Source organism: Sphingomonas sp. IC-11 (assembly GCF_021043365.1).
GTDB lineage: Bacteria > Pseudomonadota > Alphaproteobacteria > Sphingomonadales > Sphingomonadaceae > Sphingomonas.
Window position 1 is genome coordinate 261,803 of record NZ_JAJNDU010000003.1, and the last position, 19,880, is coordinate 281,682.

Here is a 19,880-nt window from a genome sequence, read left to right on the forward strand (position 1 = left end):
CACACCCCCCTGCGTGACGAACGTCAGGTCGGCCCTCGCTCCATGCCCCCGGAGCGGGGGCCTTTCCTTTTCCCGCGCACATGATGATTGCCGTTGCGCCGTTGCCGCCGCTAAAGCGCGCGGGTGAAGATCGTCAGCTGGAACATCAATTCGGTTCGTTTCCGCATCGCCATCGTGGAGCAGTTTCTACGCGAGGCGCAGCCGGACATCCTGTGTCTGCAGGAAACCAAGGTGGTGGATGCCGATTTCCCGTTCGAGACGTTTCGTCAGCTCGGCTACGAACATATTCTGATCCACGGCCAGCGGATGCATCACGGCGTGGCGATCATCAGCCGCGTTCCGATCACCGAAGATGACCGGCTGGACTGGCAGGCCAATCGTGAAGCACGGCACATCGGCGTTCGGCTGGCCAACGGCGTTCGGCTGGAGAATGTCTATGTTCCCGCGGGCGGAGACGTGCCCGATCGCGAGGTGAATGCGAAGTTCGGCCAGAAGCTGGATTTCGTGCAGCGCATGACGGAATGGTCCGCCACGCTCGACTGCCCGACCATTCTGACCGGCGATTTCAACATCGCGCCGCTACCCAGCGACGTGTGGAGCCACAAGGCATTGCTGAAGGTCGTCAGCCACACGCCGATCGAGGTGGAAGCGCTCGAGAGGCTTAAGGCATCGAACGATTGGGTGGACCTGGGCCGGCACTTCCACCCGGCACCGGCGCGGTTGCATACATGGTGGAGTTATCGGTCGCCCGACTGGACGAAGAACGACCGCGGGCGTCGGCTGGACCATATGTGGGCCACGGGGGACGTGGCGAAAGCGGCGCAATCGCATCACGTGTTCGAGGCGTGTCGCAGCTGGCTGAAGCCGTCCGATCACGTCCCAATCATGACGGAGTTCGCCTTTTGACCGACGCGCGCCAGGCAGCCCGAGCCATCGACGCGCTGCGCCGCGGTTGGCCGGTTCGCATTGGCGGGCTGGCGCTGCTGCCGATCGAAACGGCGGATCCCGTCCGTCTTAACACCTTTGATCCCGCGGAACAGGCGCCCGTCCTCCTTTCTGCCGGTCGTGCGGAAACGCTGAAACTCGCCAACCAGCGCGAGGCGGCGGTCCCGGACGCGCCGGTGCTGGTCGACCGGGCGCCCTGGGTGGATTTTGCCGCTGCAACGGCGCTGGCCGATCCTCAGCTTGATCTTGCGACGCCGCTGAAGGGGCCGTTCCGTGCCATTCCGCTGCTCCACCCCGAGGATGCTGCCGCTGCGCTGCGGCTGGCGCGGATTGCCGGCATGTTGCCTGCTTTCTTCGTGCGGGAGGATGGCGACGCAGAGGTGAGCTTGTCGGTGGCGGACATCGATGCGCATGAGGATGCCGTGCGACTGACGATCGCTGCGCGCGCCCGCTTGCCGGTCGCCCATGCCGAAGATGCGGAGATCGTGGCCTTCCGCACGCCGGAGGGGGCGGGGGAGCATGTCGCGCTGCTGATCGGCATGCCGCAGGGCCAGCCGCCATTGGTACGGCTGCATAGTGAGTGCCTGACGGGAGATGCGCTGGGCAGCCTGAAGTGCGATTGCGGGCCGCAACTCGACGCTGCGCTGAAGGCCATTGCAGCGTCGGGCTGGGGCATCCTGCTGTATCTGCGGCAGGAAGGTCGGGGCATTGGCCTCGTCAACAAGCTGCGCGCCTATGCCCTGCAGGATCAGGGCTTTGATACGGTGGATGCGAATACGCGCCTGGGCTTTGCGATCGATGCGCGCGATTTCGGCGTCGCGGCGCGGATGCTCGACCTGTTGGGGCAGCGGAACGTGCGGCTGCTGACGAACAATCCTGGCAAGGTGGCGGGATTGGAGGCACGGGGGATCACCGTGACCGAGCGGGTGCCGCACTTCCTGCCGACAAACCCGCACAATGAGCGGTATCTCGCGACAAAGCGGGATCGCACCGGGCACCAGTTGTAAGAACGAGCGGGGACGTCCCGCTCGCGTGGCGCCCTAGAGCTTCAGCAGGCGGCGGACGTCGTCGAAATCATGGGCAATGGCGTGAACGCCGATCTGCCGCAGCTTGGCATCATGTCCAGGGGTGCAGTGCAGCCCGGCGCACAAGCCGATCACGTGCCCGCCGCTCGCCACCGCGCCCGTGGCGCCAACCGGTGAATCCTCCAGGATCGCACAGCGATCGATCGGCACACCCAGTCGGCGGGCGCCATAGAGGTAGAGATCGGGCGCCGGCTTCCCGCGTTCGACATGCTCGGCGCCGGAATAAATGTGCTCACCGAACACGTCGGCGAGGCCCAGATGCCGTAGGTGAGTGCTGATCCAGCGGGTCGAACTTGAGGATACCACCGCCTTGGGCAGATCGACCGGCAGCGAGCGGACGAATGCGACTGCACCGGCGACTTCCTCCACTCCCTCGGCCAACACCCGTTCGTTCTCGGCCACCCGCGCTTCGCTCCAGTCGGCCGGTAGCGGGCCACCGATGAACGATTCAACGCGATCAAGGAAATCGCGTCCGGAAAGACCCATGAAGTTCGCCATGGATTCCTCCGGCGTGATCGGATGGCCACGATCGGTGAGGAAATCGGCGATGTGCTTGTTGCCGAGATACTCGCTCTCGATCAGCACTCCGTCAAAGTCGAACAGCAGGGCCTGAAAGGTCATGCAGCTGTGCCTGCCGCCTGGCGCTCTCCGAACAGCGCAGATCCGATGCGCACATGAGTGGCACCGATCATCACCGCGGTTTCGAAATCGTCAGACATCCCCATGCTGAGCCCAGCGATGCCTTCGTCCCGCGCGAGCTTCGCCAGCAAGGCAAAGTAAGGTGCAGCCTCGACGCCCGCCGGCGGAAGGCACATCAGACCGGCAATCGGCAGATGCGCGGTCCGGGCTTCTGCAAGCAGCGCGGGAAGATCGGCAATGGCACAGCCGCCCTTTTGTGGCTCCTCACCGATATTCACCTGGACGAAGCACGCCGGACGACGTCCCTGCGCATCCATTGCCTTGGCGAGTGCCGTAACCAGCGACGAACGATCGACCGCATGGATGGCATCGGCGAGCGCGACGGCCTCGGCCGCCTTGTTCGATTGCAGCTGACCGATCAGGTGCAGGCGAGCGTCAGGATAGCGCTCGCGCAATGCCGGCCACTTTGCTTCCGCTTCCTGCACACGATTTTCGCCGAAGTCGCGATGGCCGGCGGCCAGCAATGGTTCGATCGCTTCGGCAGGGTGCGTCTTCGACACAGCGATCAGGGTGACGTCGGCAGCATCGCGGCGCGCGAGCTTGGCGGCGTGGGCGATGCGCCCGCGAATGGCGGCGAGGCGGTCGTCGGCTTGCATTGCGCGCGCTATAGGCAGGGCAATGCGCCGCCGCCACCCTGTCCCGACGCTTTGGCTTATGACCGACGAGCGGATGGGCGAGGCCTTGTGGGAGGCGGTTCGTCGGTTGCCGCGCGGTGCGGGGATCGTGTTCCGGCACCACGCGACCCCGCCCGCCGAGCGACGGCAGCTATTTGCACGATTGCTTCGGCTGGCCCGGGCGCGCGGCCTGGTGCTGGTACGGGCAGGGGACTTGCCGATGCGGGGAGAGATGGGTGTTCATCGCGGGCGGAGTCGTTCGCTCGTGACATGGCCGGTCCATAATGCAGGGGAGGCCCGTCTGGCGCGGCAGGCTGGGGCGGACGTTGCGTTTGTGTCGCCCGTATTCGGCACGCGTTCGCATCCCGGTGCCCGCGGTCTTGGCGTGCGCAGGGCAGAGGCGCTCGCGCGAACGCTGCCGATGGTCCGGATCGCATTGGGCGGGATGAATGCGCGCCGTTTTCGCATGCTGCACAGGTTCGACGGGTGGGCGGCAATCGACGCGTGGCTACGTTAAGCCCTTCGCTCCACCGCGTATGACCGTCAGCAAGCGTTGGATGTTAGGACGGGCGTCAGACTGCCCATCCGGCGCCTGCGATCAGAAGCGGAAGGCTGTGCCCACATAGACCGCCTGGCTATCCCGGCGATCGTCGCTGAAGCGCGCGAGACGCTCACGTTCGGACTTGTAGCGCATGCCGGCCGTCAGATCGATATTACGCGTCAGGGAGTAGGACCCGCCAACGTCAAGCGAATAGCTCGGCCCTTCCTCGACCAGCTTCTGCGATCCCGGCAGTGCCCGATCAGCCGCAGCCTTCACCCGACCCGTGAAGCGCGGGAGCGAGTAGCTGACAGCCACGTCAGCCGCTTCGCGACCGCCAGGCTGACCGGCGAGATCGAGCTTGGCCACATCTCCGGATACGACGAAGCGCTTCCAGCCGACCGAAACACCCAGGTTGTAGGCGACGGGTACCAGGCCAACCGTGGGCGCTACGGCAGCAGCGCGGCCGGCATCGGCGATCTGGCTGGACCGCGCGCGAACGGCAACGGTGACCGGTCGATTACCCTGACGATTTTCCGAAGGCGTGAACCGGAACTCGCTTGTCCCAAGACCGCTGCGCGCGAAGGCGGCGGCCAGGCGCGGATCCGCCGCCGAGGGTGTAAAGCCACCTAGAGCACGCGAGGCCGCCGGGCGCTTTGCCGTTGCCCGATCAACTTCTGAGGCGCCTGACGCGGGCGCAACAGCGAGCGCCGCGGCAATCGCCACGACAGACCCGCCAATGAGCGCACGTATCGCGTACACAGAATCCCTCCGACCCTTGGAAACGCACGTAGCACGATTCGTTCACGCGTAGCCATGTGCCTGTGCCGGTTTTGGCGGAAGTGTTGCACGCTTTCCACAATCCACGCTGCCAGCCAACGCGCCGACGCGCTGATCGGACCCATGCCGGTGCCCTCGAGCGCGAACTTGCGGGCATAAGTCATGCTCTGTAGAGGTCAGCGTCACGATTTTTCCATCAGGAAGATGCCGATGTTCCGCCCGTTGCGTTCCGCGCTGGTCGTATGCGCTGCCCTTGCCATCGCCGGTTGTGGTGGTGGCCGTCAGCGGCCGGAGGCCGATCTTGCCGCCAGCCGTATCACCACCATTGGTGTGAACAGCTATCTGTGGCGTGCCTCTCTCGACACACTCAGCTTCATGCCCCTGCTCCAGACGGACTCGAACGGCGGCGTCATCGTCACCGACTGGTACGTCAATCCGCAGACCCCGACCGAGCGCATGAAGGTGACCGTGACGATCCTCGACCAGGATCTGCGCGCGGACGCGGTGCGCGTCGCTGCGCTGCGCGAAGTGAACCAGGGCGGGCAGTGGGTTGCGGCACCAGTAGCGGCAGCCACCACCCAGAAGCTGGAAGACATCATTCTCACCAGGGCGCGCGACCTGCGGCGTGCCTCCTCGGCGAACTGATCGCATAATCATGAGCCAGCGCTTTAACGCGCTCTCTGCCGACGCCCGCTGGCAGCGGGTGTGGGACGAGCGCCGTACCTTCGCCGCCGACGATCATTCGAACAAGCCCAAGAGCTACGTGCTCGAGATGTTCCCCTATCCCTCGGGGCGTATCCACATGGGCCATGTGCGCAACTACACGATGGGCGACGTGCTCGCCCGGTTTCGGCGCATGAACGGCATGGAAGTGCTCCATCCGATGGGATGGGACGCATTCGGCATGCCGGCCGAGAATGCGGCGATGGAAAAGGGCGTCCACCCCGGCGGCTGGACGCGCGACAATATCGCCACGATGAAGGCGCAGCTGAAGCGGCTCGGCTTCGCGCTGGACTGGACGCGTGAATTCGCCACCTGCGACCCGGAATATTACGGGCATGAGCAGGCGCTGTTCCTGAAGTTCTACGAGGCCGGCCTGGTCTATCGCCGCGAAAGCGCGGTGAACTGGGACCCGGTCGACATGACCGTGCTGGCCAACGAGCAGGTGATCGACGGCCGCGGCTGGCGTTCCGGCGCGCTGGTCGAGAAGCGCAAGCTGAACCAGTGGTTCCTGAAGATCACCGCCTTTGCCGAGGACCTGCTGTCGGGCCTTGGCGAGCTGAAGGACTGGCCCGACAAGGTTCGCCTGATGCAGGAGAACTGGATCGGGAAGAGCCAGGGCCTGACGTTCCGCTTCGCGCTGAACGATGCTGCCGGCACCAACGAGGGCGTGGTCGAAGTCTATACGACGCGGCCCGACACGATCTTCGGCGCGAGCTTCGTCGCGGTGGCGGCGGATCACCCGCTGGCGCAGCGCGTGGCGGCGGACGATCCCGCAGCCCAGGCGTTCATCGAGGAATGCCGCCGCGGCGGCACCACCGCGGCCGAGCTGGAAACGCAGGAGAAGCTTGGCTTCGACACCGGGCTGAAGGCGGCGCATCCGTTCGATCCGTCACTGCAGCTGCCGGTCTATATCGCGAACTTCGTGCTGCTGGATTACGGCGTCGGCGCCGTCTTCGGCGTGCCGGCGCACGACCAGCGCGATTTCGAATTCGCCACCAAGTACAAGCTGCCGATCCGCCGTGTCGTGTCCGAGGGCACGAAGGATGCGCCCGAGTTCCAAGAGGCGGAGGCCTATACCGGGCCGGGCACGCTGGTGAATTCGCACTTCCTCGACGGGATGGACGTGGAGGATGCCAAGCGCGAGGTGATCACCCGCGCCGAGGCCGGTGGCTGGGGCGAGGGGACGACGGTGTTCCGCCTGCGCGACTGGGGCGTCAGCCGCCAGCGTTACTGGGGCACGCCGATCCCGATCATCCATTGCGAGGGCTGCGGCGCGGTACCGGTGCCGGCGGACCAGCTGCCGGTGAAGCTGCCCGAGGACGTGAGCTTCGCGACGCCGGGCAACCCGCTCGACCGGCACCCGACGTGGAAGCATGTCGACTGCCCGTCATGCGGGAAGCCGGCTGTTCGCGAGACCGACACGCTCGACACGTTCGCCGATTCTTCCTGGTATTTCATACGCTTCGCCAGCCAGCCCGACGACAAGCCGTTCGACAAGGCGGTGGCCGAGCAGTGGCTGCCGGTGGGGCAGTATATCGGCGGCGTGGAGCATGCGATCCTCCACCTGCTCTACGCGCGCTTCTGGACGCGGGCGTTGCAGCATATCGGCATGATCGACGTGGCGGAGCCGTTCGCCGGCCTGTTCACGCAGGGCATGGTGACTCACGAGACCTACAAGTCGAGCGATGGCCGCTGGCTGTCGCCCGGCGAGATCGAGGATGGCATCGAGACGGCAACCGGCCAGCCAGTGACGGTGGGCCGCGTCGAGAAGATGTCCAAATCGAAGAAGAACACCGTCGATCCCGAGCCGATCGTCGACCAATATGGCGCGGACGCGGTGCGCTGGTTCATGCTCTCCGACTCCCCGCCCGAGCGCGACCTGGAGTGGAGCGAGAACGGCATCGAGGGCGCGTGGCGCTTCATCCAACGGCTGTGGCGCCTGGTGGGTGACCAGAGCGGCAGCGATGACGGCGAAGACGTGGGCTTGCGCAAGGTGGCGCATCGTACCGTCAAGGGCGTTGCCGAAGCGATCGAGGGCCTGCAGTTCAACAAGGCGGTGGCGCTGATCTACACGCTGGCCAATGCGGTGGAGAAGGCGAGGCCGTCGGCGGATCGCACCGCGGCGCTCGGCACGCTGCTGCGCATCGTGGCGCCGATGGTGCCGCATCTCGCCGAGGAAGCCTGGGCGGCGCGCGGTGGGGACGGCCTGATCGCCGATGTTGCCTGGCCCGCGATCGATCCTGCCATGCTGGTGGATGACGAGGTTACGATTGCGGTGCAGGTGAACGGCAAACTGCGCGATACGCTGGTAATGCCGAAGGGGACCGCCAAGGACGCTGCCGAGGCACAGGCCATGGCATCCGAGAAGGTGATCCGTGCACTGGAAGGCAAGGCCCCGAAGAAGGTGATCGTCGTGCCCGATCGATTGGTGAACATCGTCGCATGAAGCGGCACCTGACCCTCGTTGCGCTGTTGCCGATGGCACTTCTCGGCAGCTGCGGGCTCAAGCCGCTTTATTCCGGGGGCAGTTCCGGACCGGTGGCACAGGCGCTTGGGCAGGTCGAGGTCGCGCCCATTGAGGGTAAGGCGGGCTGGTTGGTCACCAATGCTCTTCGGGATCGGCTGGGCGCCGTCCCTGCGGGGCAAACCGCACGATACCGGCTGCAGATCAAGCTGGACGACGAGATCACCGGCTTGGCCATCCGCCGAGACGATTCGGTGGCTCGTGAACGCCGGACGTTGCGCGCCCGGTATCAGCTCGTCGAATTGGACAAGGGTGGCGTCGTCCTCGACGCCACAGCAGGCTCGGACGCCGGGATCGACGTGGTCGGATCGGACTACGCCACCATTGCCGCCGAAAGCACGGCACTGGAACGCCTCTCAGAGCGCGTTGCAGACCAGATCCTGATGCGTCTGGCGGTTTACGTGGGGCGTACGCCCACCGCGCCATGAAGGCCACTGAGGCGCGCCTGAAGGCGGCGCTGGATCGACCGCCGGCGGACATCCGGCTGTATCTCCTGTTTGGTCCGGACGAAGCGGGCGCGTTGGCGCTTGCGGAGCGTCTGCCGCGCGCTCTCGGGCCGGATGCGGAGCGGGTGGACCTGGAAGGCGCCGCGTTACGGGGCGACCCTGCACGACTCGCCGATGAGGCTGCCTCTCTTTCCCTGTTCGGGACCGCACGGCATGTGCGCGTGACTGGGGCAGGGGAGGAGAGCCTCGCTGCCGTCACGGCGCTGCTCGAAGCCGAGCGCGCAGGCAATCCAGTGGTGATGATCGCGCCTTCGCTGAAGGCGACGTCCAAGGTGGCGAAGCTGGCGCTCGACTCACCGCTTGCGCTGGCGCTCGCTTGCTATGTTCCGGGCGGCGACCAGCTCGAGGGTATCGCTGGTGAAATCGCGCGGGAGCATGGCCTGCGGCTGGGCGCCGGCGTCGCGCGGCGGTTAGCGCAGGCTGGCGGCGGCGACCGGGCGGTGATGATGCGGGAGATCGAGAAGCTGGCGCTCTACCTGGACGCTGCATCCGATCATCCCGCGGAATGTAATCTCGATGCTCTGGAAGCGGTGGGCGCCGACTTGGGGGATGCAGAGACTGGTGACGTTATCAACGCGGTGATTGCTGCCGCGCCCGCTGCACTCGGCGAAGCCTTGCGGCGCTTGGACGAGGCCGGCATTTCCCCCGTTCCCTGGCTGCGGGCTCTGGCCCGGCGGCTCGCCTCACTTGCAGAGATGAAGGGGGAGGTCGTCAACGGCGGCGACATTGCCGGCGTGATGAAGCGGCACCGTGTATTCTTCAAGGAAGAGGCCGCGACTGCGGCTGCCCTGCGGCGATGGTCCCCGCAAGCGCTCGCGCGCGCGCTGGCGATGGTTCGCGAGGCAGAGCGCAACGTGATGGCTGGCGGCGGCGGCGCAGGTGATGTGCTGGCTGCACAGGCTATGGTTGAGTTGGCGGTGAAGGTCCGTCGTTAGCTGGTCGGTTCGGCACTGCTGAAGGCTGAGCCTCTGCCGCCGCGGATCGGCAGCGGCGGTTGTTGACCGGTCGAGCAGGGGTGGCAGGCCATTCCGCTCGGCGTGCTCCTCTGGAGCAGATCCCAATGAGTGTGGTTCACTAGCGAGGGGCGTTTTAGCCTTAAGCCGCAGCCCCACCTTTCCGGCGCTCCGACGTGGCGAAGCAATCGCGCTCACGGGCTCGGAAGTTGCCTCTCCTCTCCGGTGACCTAGGTCAGCCATATATCAGGTAGCGAATCATAGCGGCGGACGGTTTCTCCGCCGCTTTCCACGTCAGATCGGTTCTCCGCTAAGACGCTGGCAGAGCATGTCCAACTGATCGAGCGTGCTGTAGTCGATCGTGACGGCGCCGCCGTTGACTCCATAAGTGATCCTGACGCGGAGACCCAGAAGGTCTCCGAGTTGCCGCTCCAGCGCAGCGACATCGGCGTCGCTGGTGCTACCAGCGCCGACGTCTGCTTGCTTGCGTTGCGTCTTGCGCGTGGAGGCGGGCTTGACGTTCTGAGCCAGTTTCTCCGTCTGGCGAACCGACAGTCCCTTGGTGACTACCTGATCTGCCAACAATTCGGCGTCAGGTGCGCCGATGATCGCGCGAGCATGACCCATGCTGAGCGACCCATCGACAACCCGCGCTTGCACAGATTTGGGTAGATCAAGGAGGCGGAGAAGGTTGGCGACGTGGCTCCGCGACTTATGGACCGTCTTGGCGAGAACCTCTTGAGTATGGCCAAACTCGTCCACCAGCCGGCTGTAAGCCTCCGCTTCTTCGATCGCGTTGAGGTCCTGGCGCTGAATGTTCTCGACCAGCGCGATCTGCAGAGTCTCGCTGTCCGTGTAATCCCGGACCACGACAGGTACTTCATGCAGCCTGGCGCGCTGTGCTGCGCGCCAGCGGCGTTCACCGGCGACGATCTGATAAGTATGGCCATGTGGCCGCACCACGATCGGCTGAATGATGCCACGCTCCGCGATCGATGCCGCAAGCTCGTTGAGGGCATCTTCGTCGAAGTGCCGGCGCGGCTGATCGGGATGAGGAGCGATCGCGCTAACCGGGATCATTCGAACGCCGACAGGCGGGCTGCCATTGGTGTCCGTGGGTGAATCATCGCGTGCGATGTCCCCAAGCAAGGCACCTAATCCCCGGCCGAGCCCGCCGCGCGGGCGCTTCGTGTCAGTCATGCTGCAACCTCATTCGCGTGGGGCAAGCGCGCGATCAGCTCTCGCGCCAACGCGATGTAAGCTTGAGATCCGCTGCACCGGTGATCGTAGATAAGGGCCGGCAGTCCGTGGCTGGGAGCTTCAGAAAGCCTGACGTTGCGAGGGATCACCGTTTCGAACACGACCTTCCCAAGCACGGCGCGCACGTCGGCCGACACCTGTTCCGTCAAGCGGTTGCGGCGATCGTACATCGTTAGGGCAACACCGATGATCGAGAGAGAGGGATTGAAGCGGGCACGGATGCGCTCGACCGTGGTCAGCAACTGGCTAAGCCCTTCCAGCGCGAAGAACTCACATTGAAGCGGCACGAACAGCGAATCCGCCGCCACCATGGCGTTGATCGTCAGCAGGCCTAACGAGGGGGGACAATCGATCAAGGCGATGTCCCAACGCGGCGGAGCGGCATCAAGCGCGCGATGCAGGCGATGGGTGCGCTGTTCGAGTTCGACGAGTTCGATCTCGGCACCGGATAAATCGACCGTTGCCGGAAGCACATCGAGTCGCGGAATGCCGGTGTGAACCGCCGCCTTTTCGACCGGCGCTTGGTCGACCAGCACATTATAGCTGGATGATTCCCGCTGGGCCTGGCTGATGCCCAGCCCAGTGGAGGCGTTGCCTTGCGGATCTAAATCGATGAGCAGCACGCGCTTGCCCGTTGCCGCAAGCGCCGTCGCGAGATTGATGGCCGACGTCGTCTTTCCGACGCCGCCTTTCTGATTGGCAACTGCTATTCGGATCATCGGCGCTGCCTCACATGACGTGCGCTGACGATACCTGCTTCGGGGCTGGTGATGCTTTGTTCCACGTGGAACAATCCCTCAAAGCGGCGCCGCGCCTCGTTCACTTCTGTCGTGGCCGATTGTCCCTTCGGGAGCAAGTAGAGCGTGTCCATGGACGCGATATGCGCGGTAGATTGCAACAAATCCGATAATGAGGCGACCGCCCGAGCAGAGATAATCGCAGCTTGTACGCCGGTCAGCCGCTCGACCTTTGCTTGGTGCACGGAAACTCGATTGCCGACGCCTTCTTCATCCACAACCGTCTGGAGGAAATCGGCACGCATGCGCCGCGGTTCGACCAGTGCGATGGGCTGCTCGACAGCAAGCGCAACGATCATGCCGGGGAAGCCGGCACCCGTCCCTACATCGACCCACAGGCCCTCGCTCCTTTGCGCCATTGGAAGGAGCTGTGCAGAGTCGAGCACATGGCGCTCCCAAATCACGGAGAGGGTGGGCTTGGCGACCAAATTCTGCCGCTCGCTTTCTACAAGCACGCGTGCGACAAAGCGTTCCAGCCGCTTCATAGCCGATGCGCCTACGATTGCATGGACAGCGGCACGCGCTTCTTCCTCGGTCATCGCCGCGCCTTTGCGTCGAGCCACAATGCAGTCAGCGCTGCCGGGGTGACACCGCGTACGCGCGATGCCTCTCCCAAGGTGCGCGGACCGGCAGTGCGTAGCCGCTCACGCATTTCGTTCGACAAACCGGCAATGCGGTTGAGGTCATCACCAGCCGCAATCGTCACGCGGTCATCATGCTTCATCCTTGTGATTTCCGCCGCCTGTCGCGCCAAATAGGGCGCGTAGCGGACATCCTCTTCATGCTCCCGGATCAGGTCGGCATCGAAGGCCGGACCGGTTTCACCCGCGCGCAAGCGCGTGCGTTGCTCCATCCTTGCCTCAACGTGTTTGCGGCGAAGCCCTGAAAGCAAGTTCAGCCGCTCGGCGTGGTGGGAGAGGCGGGCCTCTGCGTTATCTGCTCGAAGCGCGAGCCTGTACTCCGCCCGGGCGGTAAGCATCCGATATGGTTCGCTGATCCCTTGCAGCACGAGATCGTCGATCATCACGCCAATGTAGCTGGCGCTTCGATCAGGAAGTAATGGTTCCATCCCCAATGCAGCCGCAGCCGCATTGGCCCCAGCGACAAGTCCTTGTGCGGCCGCCTCTTCATAACCAGTCGTGCCGTTGATCTGACCTGCCAGATACAATCCGGCGATCTGCGGAAGAGCCAGTGTGGCGTCGAGGGCGCGTGGGTCGATATGGTCATACTCCACCGCATAGCCGTGCATGGTGATGCGGACCTGTTCCAGCCCTGCGATGGTGCGCAGGAACGCGTCTTGAACATCGGCGGGCAGGGAGGTGGAGATACCGTTCGGATAGACGATCGGGTCGTCGAGCCCCTCCGGCTCCAGGAAAATCTGATGCCCATCCCTGTCACCGAAACGGCGGATCTTGTCCTCGATCGACGGGCAGTAACGCGGGCCCTGTCCTTCGATGGCGCCAGTTTTCAGCGGGGATCGGTGCAGATTATCAGCGATGATCGCGTGCGCTGTTGGCGTGGTGCGAGTGATCGCGCAGGCGAGTTGGGGCAGAACGCGCCTGCGAGTAATCGGCGACATGGTCCAGGGATCCACATCGGAAGGTTGCGGTTCCAGTCGCGTCCAGTCGATCGTGCGCCCGTCCAACCGGGGCGGCGTGCCGGTCTTGAGCCTTCCCATCGGAAGCTTCAGCTCCCGCAGCTGAACGGCAAGCGGAAGGGCAGCGGCTTCATCGACACGCCCCCCGACATGCTGTTCCTCGCCTCGGAAGAGCTTACCACCCAGGAACGTACCGGTGGCAAGCACAACCGTGGGCGCTTTCAACGTGTCGCCGTTGCCGAGCTTAGCCCCGCGCACCTGAGCCGCCTCAACATCAAGCGCGACGGTCTCGCCTGCTACAATGCTGATGTTCGGTTCCGCGGCGATCATGTCCTGAATAGCGGCTGCGTAGAGTCGGCGGTCCGCCTGAATACGGGGGCCCTGAACAGCAAGGCCTTTGCTCCGGTTCAGCATGCGATGATGGATCGCGGCAGCGTCTGCTGCTCGTGCCATCAAGCCGTCGTAGGCATCTACTTCTCGGACGAGATGGCCTTTGCCGAGCCCCCCGATTGACGGATTGCACGACATCGCGCCGATCCGGCTGGGATCATGGCTAACGAGAGCCACCCGCGCGCCGCGACGTGCGGCAGCAGCAGCCGCCTCAGTCCCGGCGTGGCCGCCGCCTACTACGATAACGTCAAATGATTGTTCCACGTGAAACACTACTTTCCGACACAGAAGCGCCCGAACAGAGCGTCGAGCATCGCCTCCGTCGCATCGATGCCGAGGAGGCCGGCCAGTGCGCGTGATGCTGTACGTACTTCTTCTGCTTGTAACAGCAAGTCATCTGATCCGATCACGCGACGCAGGGCAGCTTGTGCGTCCTTGATCGCTTGGCGCTGCGCTTCGTGGAATGTCGGGCCGGTGATCTCACCGAGAACCTTGTCGCCTCGCCGCTCAATCTCTTCCCAGAGCGCATCAACCGTGGTCAGGTCGTTTATTGTCGTTGCGATCGCGCCAAGCAGGGCGGCTGGCCGAACGTCCGCACGCGCATGGACAGCGATCGCTCGAGGATCGTTTGAGTGAGGTTCACTCAGATCGAGGATGATATCCGCGGCTGCCACCGCTTGCAGCGCCCGTTCGATGCCGATGCGCTCGACAGGGTCTTCAGCTTTGTCCCGCAAGCCGGCCGTATCGATCAGCGTATAAATACGCCCGCGGCGCACGATGCTGGCTTCCACGCGATCCCGTGTTGTACCCGCGATCGGCGAAACGATTGCCGCCTCTCTGCCGATCAACGCGTTCAGCAGTGACGACTTGCCCGCATTGGGAGGGCCAACCAGTACGACGCGGATGCCATCGCGGTAGCGCTCAACGGCCGGGCGGGCGAGAACCTGTCCAAGCGTTTCAGCAAGGACAGCACTTTCCGATTCGATGAACGCTGGATCGACAGCGGAGACGTCATCTTCATCGTCGAAGTCGATCGCTGCTTCGATGATTGCGCCCAAGCGCGAGAGCGAGTCCATCCACCCGATCACCATTCGACTGATGGCGCCGTCTGCGCTTTCGATGGCTAGTCGGCGCTGCTGCTCGGTTTCGGCTTCCAGCAGATCGGCAAGCCCTTGAGCCTGGATCAAGTCGATACGACCATTGATTAAAGCGCGGCGCGTGAACTCGCCGGCACCAGCGGCGCGAAGATTAGATTGCGACGCCAGAGCGTGCTCGACCGCTGCTACAACCGCTCGGCCGCCATGGAGGTGTAGCTCCACCAGATCCTCGCCCGTCGCCGTGGCGGGACCGGGGAACACCAGCACCAGCGCCTGATCGATCGCACTCCCCAAATAGTCCTTCAATGTTCGCAAGCCCGCACGGCGCGGAGGTGGCAGTGATCCCGCAAGCCGCTCCCCGGCGGACAGCGCGTCCGGGCCACTGATGCGCATCACCGCGATCGCGGCGGGCGGGCGGCCGCTTGAGACCGCGAAGATCGTGTCCGTCATCCGCTGGACTTGCTCGCCGCTTCGAACATGCGGCGCCACATAGCAGTGCCCGCCTCACCCATGGGTGCCCAGCTTTTGACGACTGCGTCGATCGCCTCCGGCCCCATGGTGCTTTGCTCCAGCGATTGTTGAAGGATGGCGACATAACGATCCTGAAGAGGGCCAAGATCGGGCAGCCCCATGAACCGGCGGGCTTCTTCCGGCGAACAATCGATTTCGATGGTGATCTTCATGACCACGCTCCCTTGAGCAGTCCCCCTGGGGACGATAGCGTCACTGACACGCCATCTATGCCCGTGATGCCGCGCTCCTCGCAACCGCGTCGCTGGCCCACATCAACAGAGAGGACCTGACATGGGTGAAATGATCGACGTTGCCGCGCTGAACGGTGAAGGAACTTTCAAGGCGTATCGCGCACAGCCCAGTGGCACACCTACCGCGGCGATCATTGTCATTCAGGAGGTGTTCGGCGTGAACCCAGGCATTCGCCAGAAGTGCGATCGCCTCGCAGAGCAAGGCTATCTTGCTATCGCGCCTGACCTGTTCTGGCGGATCGCACCGGGCGTCGAGCTGAACCCCGACGTGCCGGAGGAGTTGCAGCGCGGGCTCGACCTGTTCGGACAGTTTGATCAGGATGCCGGCATTCGTGACATTGAAGCGACCATCCACCAGGCACGCCAGCTACTCGGCGGAACGGGCAAGGTGGGAGCGGTCGGTTACTGCCTCGGTGGCCGGTTGGCATTCATGACTGCGTGCCGGACGGACATCAACGCAGCTGTTGGCTATTATGGCGTCGGCATCGACGGTCTCTTGGGTGAGAAGCACGCCATCGCTCATCCGGTGTTGCTGCACATCGCCGGCGAAGACGGCTTCGTTGACAAGGCCACTCAGCAGAAGATGCACGAAGGCCTCGATGATCATCCGAAGGTAACCTTGTACGACTATCCCGGTGAGGATCACGGCTTCGCGACCGAAATGGGCGATCGTCGGTCGGAGGAAGCGGCAAACTTGGCAGATGAGCGGACAGCCGCCTTCTTCCGCGACCATCTGGCGTAACGCTCCCGCAGCCTGGCCCTCCGCGCGTTGGCGCAGAGGGCCAGGCTTGCGTATTCGTGCTCCTGCCGACCGGTGCCTGAGAATGGATAAGCTTAGGCTGCCGCCTTTGTCTCGTTGATGAGCGCAAGCACCTGCTCCGCGAGAGACTTGGGGCAGATGAGCAGATCAGGAAGATAGGTGTCCTCCTGATTGTAGATTAGCGGGCTGCCGTCGATGCGCGAACAATGCAGGCCATGTGCCAGCGCCACCGCAACTGGAGCGGCGGAATCCCATTCGTACTGGCCGCCTGAATGCAGGTAGATGTCCGCCTCTCCGCGGACGACCGCCATCGCCTTTGCCCCTGCCGAACCCATCGGGACCAATGTAGCGCCTAGCCGCTCCGCCACGCTCACGGCTTCGGCGGCAGGTCGCGTGCGGCTCACCAGCATGCGCAGCGGATTGGCGGGTGGGGGAACCGCGGCTGGCTGATCGGACCGCAATACCAATCCAGCGCCAGGCAATGCCACGGCTCCGACCGTTGCCACACCGTCAACGGCCAGGCCGACATGCACGGCCCAGTCCTGGCGTTCTTCGCCATATTCGCGCGTCCCGTCGACGGGATCGACGATCCACACCCGCGACTTGCCCAGGCGATCGCCGTCGCACTTCATCTCTTCCGAGAGCAGGCCATCGTCCGGACGTGCTTCGCGAAGCGCGTGGACCAGGAACTGGTTGGCCGTCTGGTCCCCCGCTTTACCCAGCGCCTTTGCCGAGAACACGCGGGCACCGCGGACCTCCAGCAGGATCCGGCCGGCAGTCTCTGCCAAGTGCGCTGCAAGTTCAGCGTCGGACATAGCGGTCATGGAATGATTCTCTTGATGATCAGCTCGGCCGCTTCATCGGGTGTCATTGCCGTGGTGTCGATCCGGATCTCGGGATCTTCGGGTGGCTCATAGGGGCTATCGATCCCGGTAAAATTGGCAAGCTGGCCACTCCGCGCCTTGGCATAGAGACCCTTCACGTCGCGCCGCTCCGCTTCGGACAGCGGCGTATCGATATGTACCTCGATGAACTCGCCGGGCTGCATCATCTGACGCACCATCTCGCGTTCCGCGCGAAACGGCGAAATGAAGGCAGTGATGACGATCAGACCCGCGTCGGTCATCAGCTTGGCCACTTCGCCGACCCGGCGGATGTTTTCCACGCGATCGGCATCGGTAAAGCCCAGGTCCTTGTTGAGCCCGTGACGCACATTGTCGCCGTCGAGCAGGAAGGTGTGGCGGTTCATCCGCACCAGCTTCTTTTCGACAAGGTTGGCGATGGTCGACTTGCCGGCACCCGAGAGGCCGGTGAACCAGAGCACCACGGGCTTCTGGTTCTTGAGCGCGGCGAGCGTGTCGCGGCTGACATCGGTGGGCTGCCAATGGATGTTCTGTGAACGACGCAGGCTGAAGTGGAGCATGCCCGCGGCGACCGTGGCATTGGTCAGCTTGTCGATGAGAATGAAGCCGCCCAGTTCCTTGTTCGGGCTGGTCCGGTCATCGGCGTATGGCTCGAACACGAGCGGTTTGTCGGTGGAGAGGTTTGCGACCCCGATCGCGTTCAGATCAAGCGTTTTGGCGGCGAGCTGCTCCAGCGTGTTGACGTTGACCTGATATTTGGGTGCCTGGATCGTCGCCGTTACGGTCTGAGTGCCGAGCTTCAGCCAGTAGGAGCGACCTGGGAGCATTTCGTCCTCGGCCATCCAAACGATCGTTGCCTCGAACTGATCGGCAACTTGGGGCGGTGCCGAGGCTGCAGCGATCACGTCTCCACGGGAGCAATCCACTTCATCGGTGAGCGTGAGGGTGACAGACTGGCCCGCGACCGCCTCGTCAAGGTCGCCGTCCAGCGTGACGATACGGGCCACCGTCGACGTCTTGCCAGAGGGCAGAATCCGCACCGGATCTCCCGGTTTGATCGTCCCGGCAGCCACGAGGCCAGCGAAACCGCGGAAATCCAGATTGGGGCGGTTAACCCATTGTACGGGCAGCCGGAATGGCTTCGCCTGATCAGCCTCTGCATCGATCTCGACCGACTCAAGGTGCTCGACCAGCGACGGCCCGGAGTACCAGGGCGTGTTAGGCGAGGGCGCAGTGATGTTGTCGCCTTTGAACCCGGAGATGGGGAGCGCCGTGAACGAACTGAGGCCGATAGACTCTGCAAACGTGCTGTAATCGGCCACGATCTCATCAAAAACGGCCTGATCGTAGCCGACCAGATCCATTTTGTTCACCGCTAGTACCAAATTCCGGATGCCGATGAGGTGGGCAAGGTAGGAGTGGCGGCGAGTTTGGGTGAGTACGCCCTTGCGCGCATCAACCAGGATGACCGCAAGATCAGCGGTCGACGCGCCAGTCACCATGTTGCGGGTATATTGTTCGTGCCCCGGCGTGTCGGCGACGATGAACTTGCGCTTCTCGGTCGCGAAAAACCGGTAGGCGACATCGATCGTGATGCCCTGTTCCCGCTCAGCCGCGAGGCCATCGACCAAGAGCGCGAAGTCGATGTCCTGGCCCTGCGTGCCGACCTTCTTGGAGTCGCTCTCGAGGGCGGCGAGCTGGTCCTCGAAGATCATCTTCGAATCATAAAGCAGCCGACCGATCAGCGTGGACTTACCGTCGTCCACAGAGCCGCAGGTGATGAAGCGCAGCAGCGACTTGTGCTGGTGGCGCGCGAGATAGGCGTCGATGTCCTGCGCGATGAGCGCGTCGACTTGATAGGCGGATTCTTGAGCGCTGCTGGCCATGTCAGGCGACCTCATCATGCGGCGCTTGTGTCGGCAGCCGGAACGCCGCCAGCGCGGACGTAGGCCGTTGCGCAATTGTCGCGGAAGCGGGCTTCAGGGGGGCGGGAGATGAAACGCAGCATCAGAAATACCCCTCCTGCTTCTTCTTCTCCATACTGGCGGAACCGGCATCCTTGTCGATCGCTCGACCCTGCCGTTCGCTGGTAGTGGTGAGGAGCATCTCCTGGATCACATCGGACAAGGTCGCCGCTTCGCTTTCGACGGCGCCGGTCAGGGGGTAGCAGCCGAGTGTACGGAAGCGGATCGAGCGTTCGACGGGCACTTCGCCCTCGCGAAGCGGGAAGCGATCGTCATCAACCATCAGGAGAAGCCCGTCGCGCTCAACGGTCGGGCGCTTCTCGGAGAAGTACAGCGGGACGATGGGGATGTCGTTCAGCTGGATGTACTGCCAGATGTCAAGCTCCGTCCAGTTGGAGATCGGGAAGACGCGGATGCTTTCGCCCTTCGCCTTTTTGGCATTGTAGAGGTGCCATAGTTCCGGCCGCTGGTTTTTGGGATCCCAGCGGTGATTGGCAGAGCGGAACGAGAAAACGCGCTCCTTGGCACGGCTCTTTTCCTCGTCGCGGCGCGCGCCGCCGAACGCGACATCGAAGCCGAATTTGTCCAGCGCCTGCTTCAGCCCTTCTGTCTTCCACATGTCCGTGTGAAGCGGGCCGTGATCGAACGGGTTGATGCCTCGCGCCTCGGCTTCCGGATTCTTGTAGACGATGAGCTCCATGCCGCTCTCGCGCGCCATTCGGTCGCGCAATTCGTACATCGCCTTGAATTTCCATGTCGTGTCGACGTGGAGAAGCGGGAATGGCGGCGGGGCCGGATAGAAGGCCTTTCTGGCAAGGTGCAGCATGACGGCGGAATCTTTGCCGACGGAGTAAAGCATCACGGGGCGTTCGCTCTCGGCGACCACTTCGCGCATGATGTGGATCGATTCCGCCTCGAGACGTTCGAGGTGGGTCAGGCTGCGGGCTGGCATGATATCCCCGAGGTTGTTCGGAGCAGAACATGGCACTGCAGGCGTGACAGCAAACCTCCCATATGGGAG

Annotated in this window: 20 protein-coding genes; 8 read left to right on the top strand and 12 right to left on the bottom strand. The window is 63.8% G+C overall.

The window, feature by feature from the left end; all coding sequences use genetic code 11:
• Positions 1-123: 123 nt before the first annotated feature.
• Complete coding sequence (locus LQ954_RS11955) at positions 124-906, top strand: exodeoxyribonuclease III (RefSeq protein WP_227772062.1); 783 nt, start codon at positions 124-126, stop codon at positions 904-906.
• Positions 903-1,952: a GTP cyclohydrolase II gene (gene ribA / locus LQ954_RS11960; protein ID WP_231023325.1), complete on the top strand. Its 1,050-nt coding sequence runs from the start codon at positions 903-905 to the stop codon at positions 1,950-1,952. Before LQ954_RS11955 ends, ribA begins: the two co-directional genes overlap by 4 nt.
• 33 nt (positions 1,953-1,985) lie before the next feature.
• On the opposite strand, the gene LQ954_RS11965 is transcribed toward ribA, so the two are convergent.
• Together LQ954_RS11965 and LQ954_RS11970 are read right to left on the bottom strand one after the other, a co-directional pair.
• The gene (locus LQ954_RS11965; protein ID WP_231023327.1) at positions 1,986-2,651 is read right to left on the bottom strand and encodes an HAD family hydrolase; all 666 of its coding nucleotides are present in this window, start codon (positions 2,649-2,651) and stop codon (positions 1,986-1,988) included.
• The gene (locus tag LQ954_RS11970; protein ID WP_231023328.1) at positions 2,648-3,325 is read right to left on the bottom strand and encodes a YggS family pyridoxal phosphate-dependent enzyme; all 678 of its coding nucleotides are present in this window, start codon (positions 3,323-3,325) and stop codon (positions 2,648-2,650) included. The genes LQ954_RS11965 and LQ954_RS11970 overlap by 4 nt, the downstream gene beginning before the upstream one ends.
• A gap of 22 nt (positions 3,326-3,347) precedes the next feature.
• Between LQ954_RS11970 and LQ954_RS11975 the strand changes: the two genes are divergently transcribed.
• Positions 3,348-3,860: a thiamine phosphate synthase gene (locus LQ954_RS11975; protein WP_231023331.1), complete on the top strand. Its 513-nt coding sequence runs from the start codon at positions 3,348-3,350 to the stop codon at positions 3,858-3,860.
• A gap of 81 nt (positions 3,861-3,941) precedes the next feature.
• On the opposite strand, the gene LQ954_RS11980 is transcribed toward LQ954_RS11975, so the two are convergent.
• On the bottom strand, positions 3,942-4,643 hold the full coding sequence (locus LQ954_RS11980) for a hypothetical protein (protein ID WP_227772067.1): 702 nt from the start codon (positions 4,641-4,643) through the stop codon (positions 3,942-3,944).
• 228 nt (positions 4,644-4,871) lie between these two features.
• Here LQ954_RS11980 and LQ954_RS11985 point away from each other — a divergent pair, with 228 nt between their 5' ends.
• Genes LQ954_RS11985 through holA form a run of 4 tightly spaced genes read left to right on the top strand, consistent with a single transcriptional unit; the run spans position 4,872 to position 9,349 of the window.
• Positions 4,872-5,306 (top strand): DUF3576 domain-containing protein, encoded by a 435-nt coding sequence (locus LQ954_RS11985; RefSeq protein ID WP_227772068.1) that lies wholly within the window; start codon positions 4,872-4,874, stop codon positions 5,304-5,306.
• Between the two features lie 10 nt (positions 5,307-5,316).
• Positions 5,317-7,830 carry a leucine--tRNA ligase gene (gene leuS / locus LQ954_RS11990; protein WP_231023332.1) on the top strand — a complete coding sequence of 838 codons (2,514 nt, stop codon included), beginning with the start codon at positions 5,317-5,319 and terminating at the stop codon, positions 7,828-7,830.
• Entirely contained in the window at positions 7,827-8,336 is a 510-nt protein-coding gene (gene lptE, locus LQ954_RS11995; protein ID WP_227772070.1) for an LPS assembly lipoprotein LptE, read from the top strand. The genes leuS and lptE overlap by 4 nt, the downstream gene beginning before the upstream one ends.
• A complete protein-coding gene (gene holA / locus LQ954_RS12000; protein WP_231023333.1) occupies positions 8,333-9,349 on the top strand; it encodes a DNA polymerase III subunit delta in 1,017 nt (338 codons plus the stop codon). Before lptE ends, holA begins: the two co-directional genes overlap by 4 nt.
• Positions 9,350-9,661: 312 nt before the next feature.
• Here the strand turns inward: holA and LQ954_RS12005 are convergent, their stop codons facing one another.
• The 6 genes from LQ954_RS12005 to LQ954_RS12030 are packed head-to-tail and all read right to left on the bottom strand — an operon-like array spanning position 9,662 to position 15,191.
• Entirely contained in the window at positions 9,662-10,567 is a 906-nt protein-coding gene (locus LQ954_RS12005; RefSeq protein ID WP_231023334.1) for a ParB/RepB/Spo0J family partition protein, read from the bottom strand.
• Positions 10,564-11,346: a ParA family protein gene (locus LQ954_RS12010; RefSeq protein WP_227772073.1), complete on the bottom strand. Its 783-nt coding sequence runs from the start codon at positions 11,344-11,346 to the stop codon at positions 10,564-10,566. The genes LQ954_RS12005 and LQ954_RS12010 overlap by 4 nt, the downstream gene beginning before the upstream one ends.
• Positions 11,343-11,909, bottom strand: a complete 567-nt coding sequence (locus LQ954_RS12015) for a 16S rRNA (guanine(527)-N(7))-methyltransferase RsmG (RefSeq protein WP_231023335.1) — start codon at positions 11,907-11,909, stop codon at positions 11,343-11,345. The genes LQ954_RS12010 and LQ954_RS12015 overlap by 4 nt, the downstream gene beginning before the upstream one ends.
• 50 nt (positions 11,910-11,959) lie before the next feature.
• A complete protein-coding gene (gene mnmG, locus LQ954_RS12020; protein WP_443026624.1) occupies positions 11,960-13,684 on the bottom strand; it encodes a tRNA uridine-5-carboxymethylaminomethyl(34) synthesis enzyme MnmG in 1,725 nt (574 codons plus the stop codon).
• Positions 13,684-14,958 (bottom strand): tRNA uridine-5-carboxymethylaminomethyl(34) synthesis GTPase MnmE, encoded by a 1,275-nt coding sequence (gene mnmE / locus LQ954_RS12025; protein ID WP_231023339.1) that lies wholly within the window; start codon positions 14,956-14,958, stop codon positions 13,684-13,686. Before mnmE ends, mnmG begins: the two co-directional genes overlap by 1 nt.
• On the bottom strand, positions 14,955-15,191 hold the full coding sequence (locus tag LQ954_RS12030; RefSeq protein ID WP_227772077.1) for a DUF6489 family protein: 237 nt from the start codon (positions 15,189-15,191) through the stop codon (positions 14,955-14,957). The genes mnmE and LQ954_RS12030 overlap by 4 nt, the downstream gene beginning before the upstream one ends.
• 121 nt (positions 15,192-15,312) lie before the next feature.
• Here LQ954_RS12030 and LQ954_RS12035 point away from each other — a divergent pair, with 121 nt between their 5' ends.
• A complete protein-coding gene (locus LQ954_RS12035) occupies positions 15,313-16,014 on the top strand; it encodes a dienelactone hydrolase family protein (RefSeq protein WP_231023341.1) in 702 nt (233 codons plus the stop codon).
• 92 nt (positions 16,015-16,106) lie between these two features.
• On the opposite strand, the gene LQ954_RS12040 is transcribed toward LQ954_RS12035, so the two are convergent.
• The 3 genes from LQ954_RS12040 to cysD form a co-directional block, all read right to left on the bottom strand.
• Positions 16,107-16,847, bottom strand: coding sequence for a 3'(2'),5'-bisphosphate nucleotidase CysQ (locus LQ954_RS12040; protein ID WP_231023401.1), 741 nt, complete (start codon positions 16,845-16,847; stop codon positions 16,107-16,109).
• A gap of 5 nt (positions 16,848-16,852) precedes the next feature.
• Positions 16,853-18,799, bottom strand: a complete 1,947-nt coding sequence (gene cysN / locus LQ954_RS12045; RefSeq protein ID WP_415837129.1) for a sulfate adenylyltransferase subunit CysN — start codon at positions 18,797-18,799, stop codon at positions 16,853-16,855.
• Positions 18,800-18,902: 103 nt separating this feature from the next.
• A complete protein-coding gene (gene cysD / locus LQ954_RS12050) occupies positions 18,903-19,811 on the bottom strand; it encodes a sulfate adenylyltransferase subunit CysD (protein WP_269142290.1) in 909 nt (302 codons plus the stop codon).
• Positions 19,812-19,880 lie beyond the last annotated feature (69 nt).

Coding starts and splice junctions, on each gene's coding strand:
- lptE (WP_227772070.1), top strand. CDS start 7,827: ATGAAGCGGCACCTGACCCTCGTTGCGCTGTTGCCGATGGCACTTCTC.
- LQ954_RS12030 (WP_227772077.1), bottom strand. CDS start 15,191: ATGAAGATCACCATCGAAATCGATTGTTCGCCGGAAGAAGCCCGCCGG.
- LQ954_RS12005 (WP_231023334.1), bottom strand. CDS start 10,567: ATGACTGACACGAAGCGCCCGCGCGGCGGGCTCGGCCGGGGATTAGGT.
- cysN (WP_415837129.1), bottom strand. CDS start 18,799: ATGATGAGGTCGCCTGACATGGCCAGCAGCGCTCAAGAATCCGCCTAT.
- LQ954_RS11985 (WP_227772068.1), top strand. CDS start 4,872: ATGTTCCGCCCGTTGCGTTCCGCGCTGGTCGTATGCGCTGCCCTTGCC.
- holA (WP_231023333.1), top strand. CDS start 8,333: ATGAAGGCCACTGAGGCGCGCCTGAAGGCGGCGCTGGATCGACCGCCG.
- LQ954_RS12040 (WP_231023401.1), bottom strand. CDS start 16,847: ATGTCCGACGCTGAACTTGCAGCGCACTTGGCAGAGACTGCCGGCCGG.
- LQ954_RS11970 (WP_231023328.1), bottom strand. CDS start 3,325: ATGCAAGCCGACGACCGCCTCGCCGCCATTCGCGGGCGCATCGCCCAC.
- leuS (WP_231023332.1), top strand. CDS start 5,317: ATGAGCCAGCGCTTTAACGCGCTCTCTGCCGACGCCCGCTGGCAGCGG.
- LQ954_RS12035 (WP_231023341.1), top strand. CDS start 15,313: ATGGGTGAAATGATCGACGTTGCCGCGCTGAACGGTGAAGGAACTTTC.
- LQ954_RS12010 (WP_227772073.1), bottom strand. CDS start 11,346: ATGATCCGAATAGCAGTTGCCAATCAGAAAGGCGGCGTCGGAAAGACG.
- mnmE (WP_231023339.1), bottom strand. CDS start 14,958: ATGACGGACACGATCTTCGCGGTCTCAAGCGGCCGCCCGCCCGCCGCG.
- LQ954_RS12015 (WP_231023335.1), bottom strand. CDS start 11,909: ATGAAGCGGCTGGAACGCTTTGTCGCACGCGTGCTTGTAGAAAGCGAG.
- LQ954_RS11965 (WP_231023327.1), bottom strand. CDS start 2,651: ATGACCTTTCAGGCCCTGCTGTTCGACTTTGACGGAGTGCTGATCGAG.
- cysD (WP_269142290.1), bottom strand. CDS start 19,811: ATGCCAGCCCGCAGCCTGACCCACCTCGAACGTCTCGAGGCGGAATCG.
- LQ954_RS11975 (WP_231023331.1), top strand. CDS start 3,348: ATGCGCCGCCGCCACCCTGTCCCGACGCTTTGGCTTATGACCGACGAG.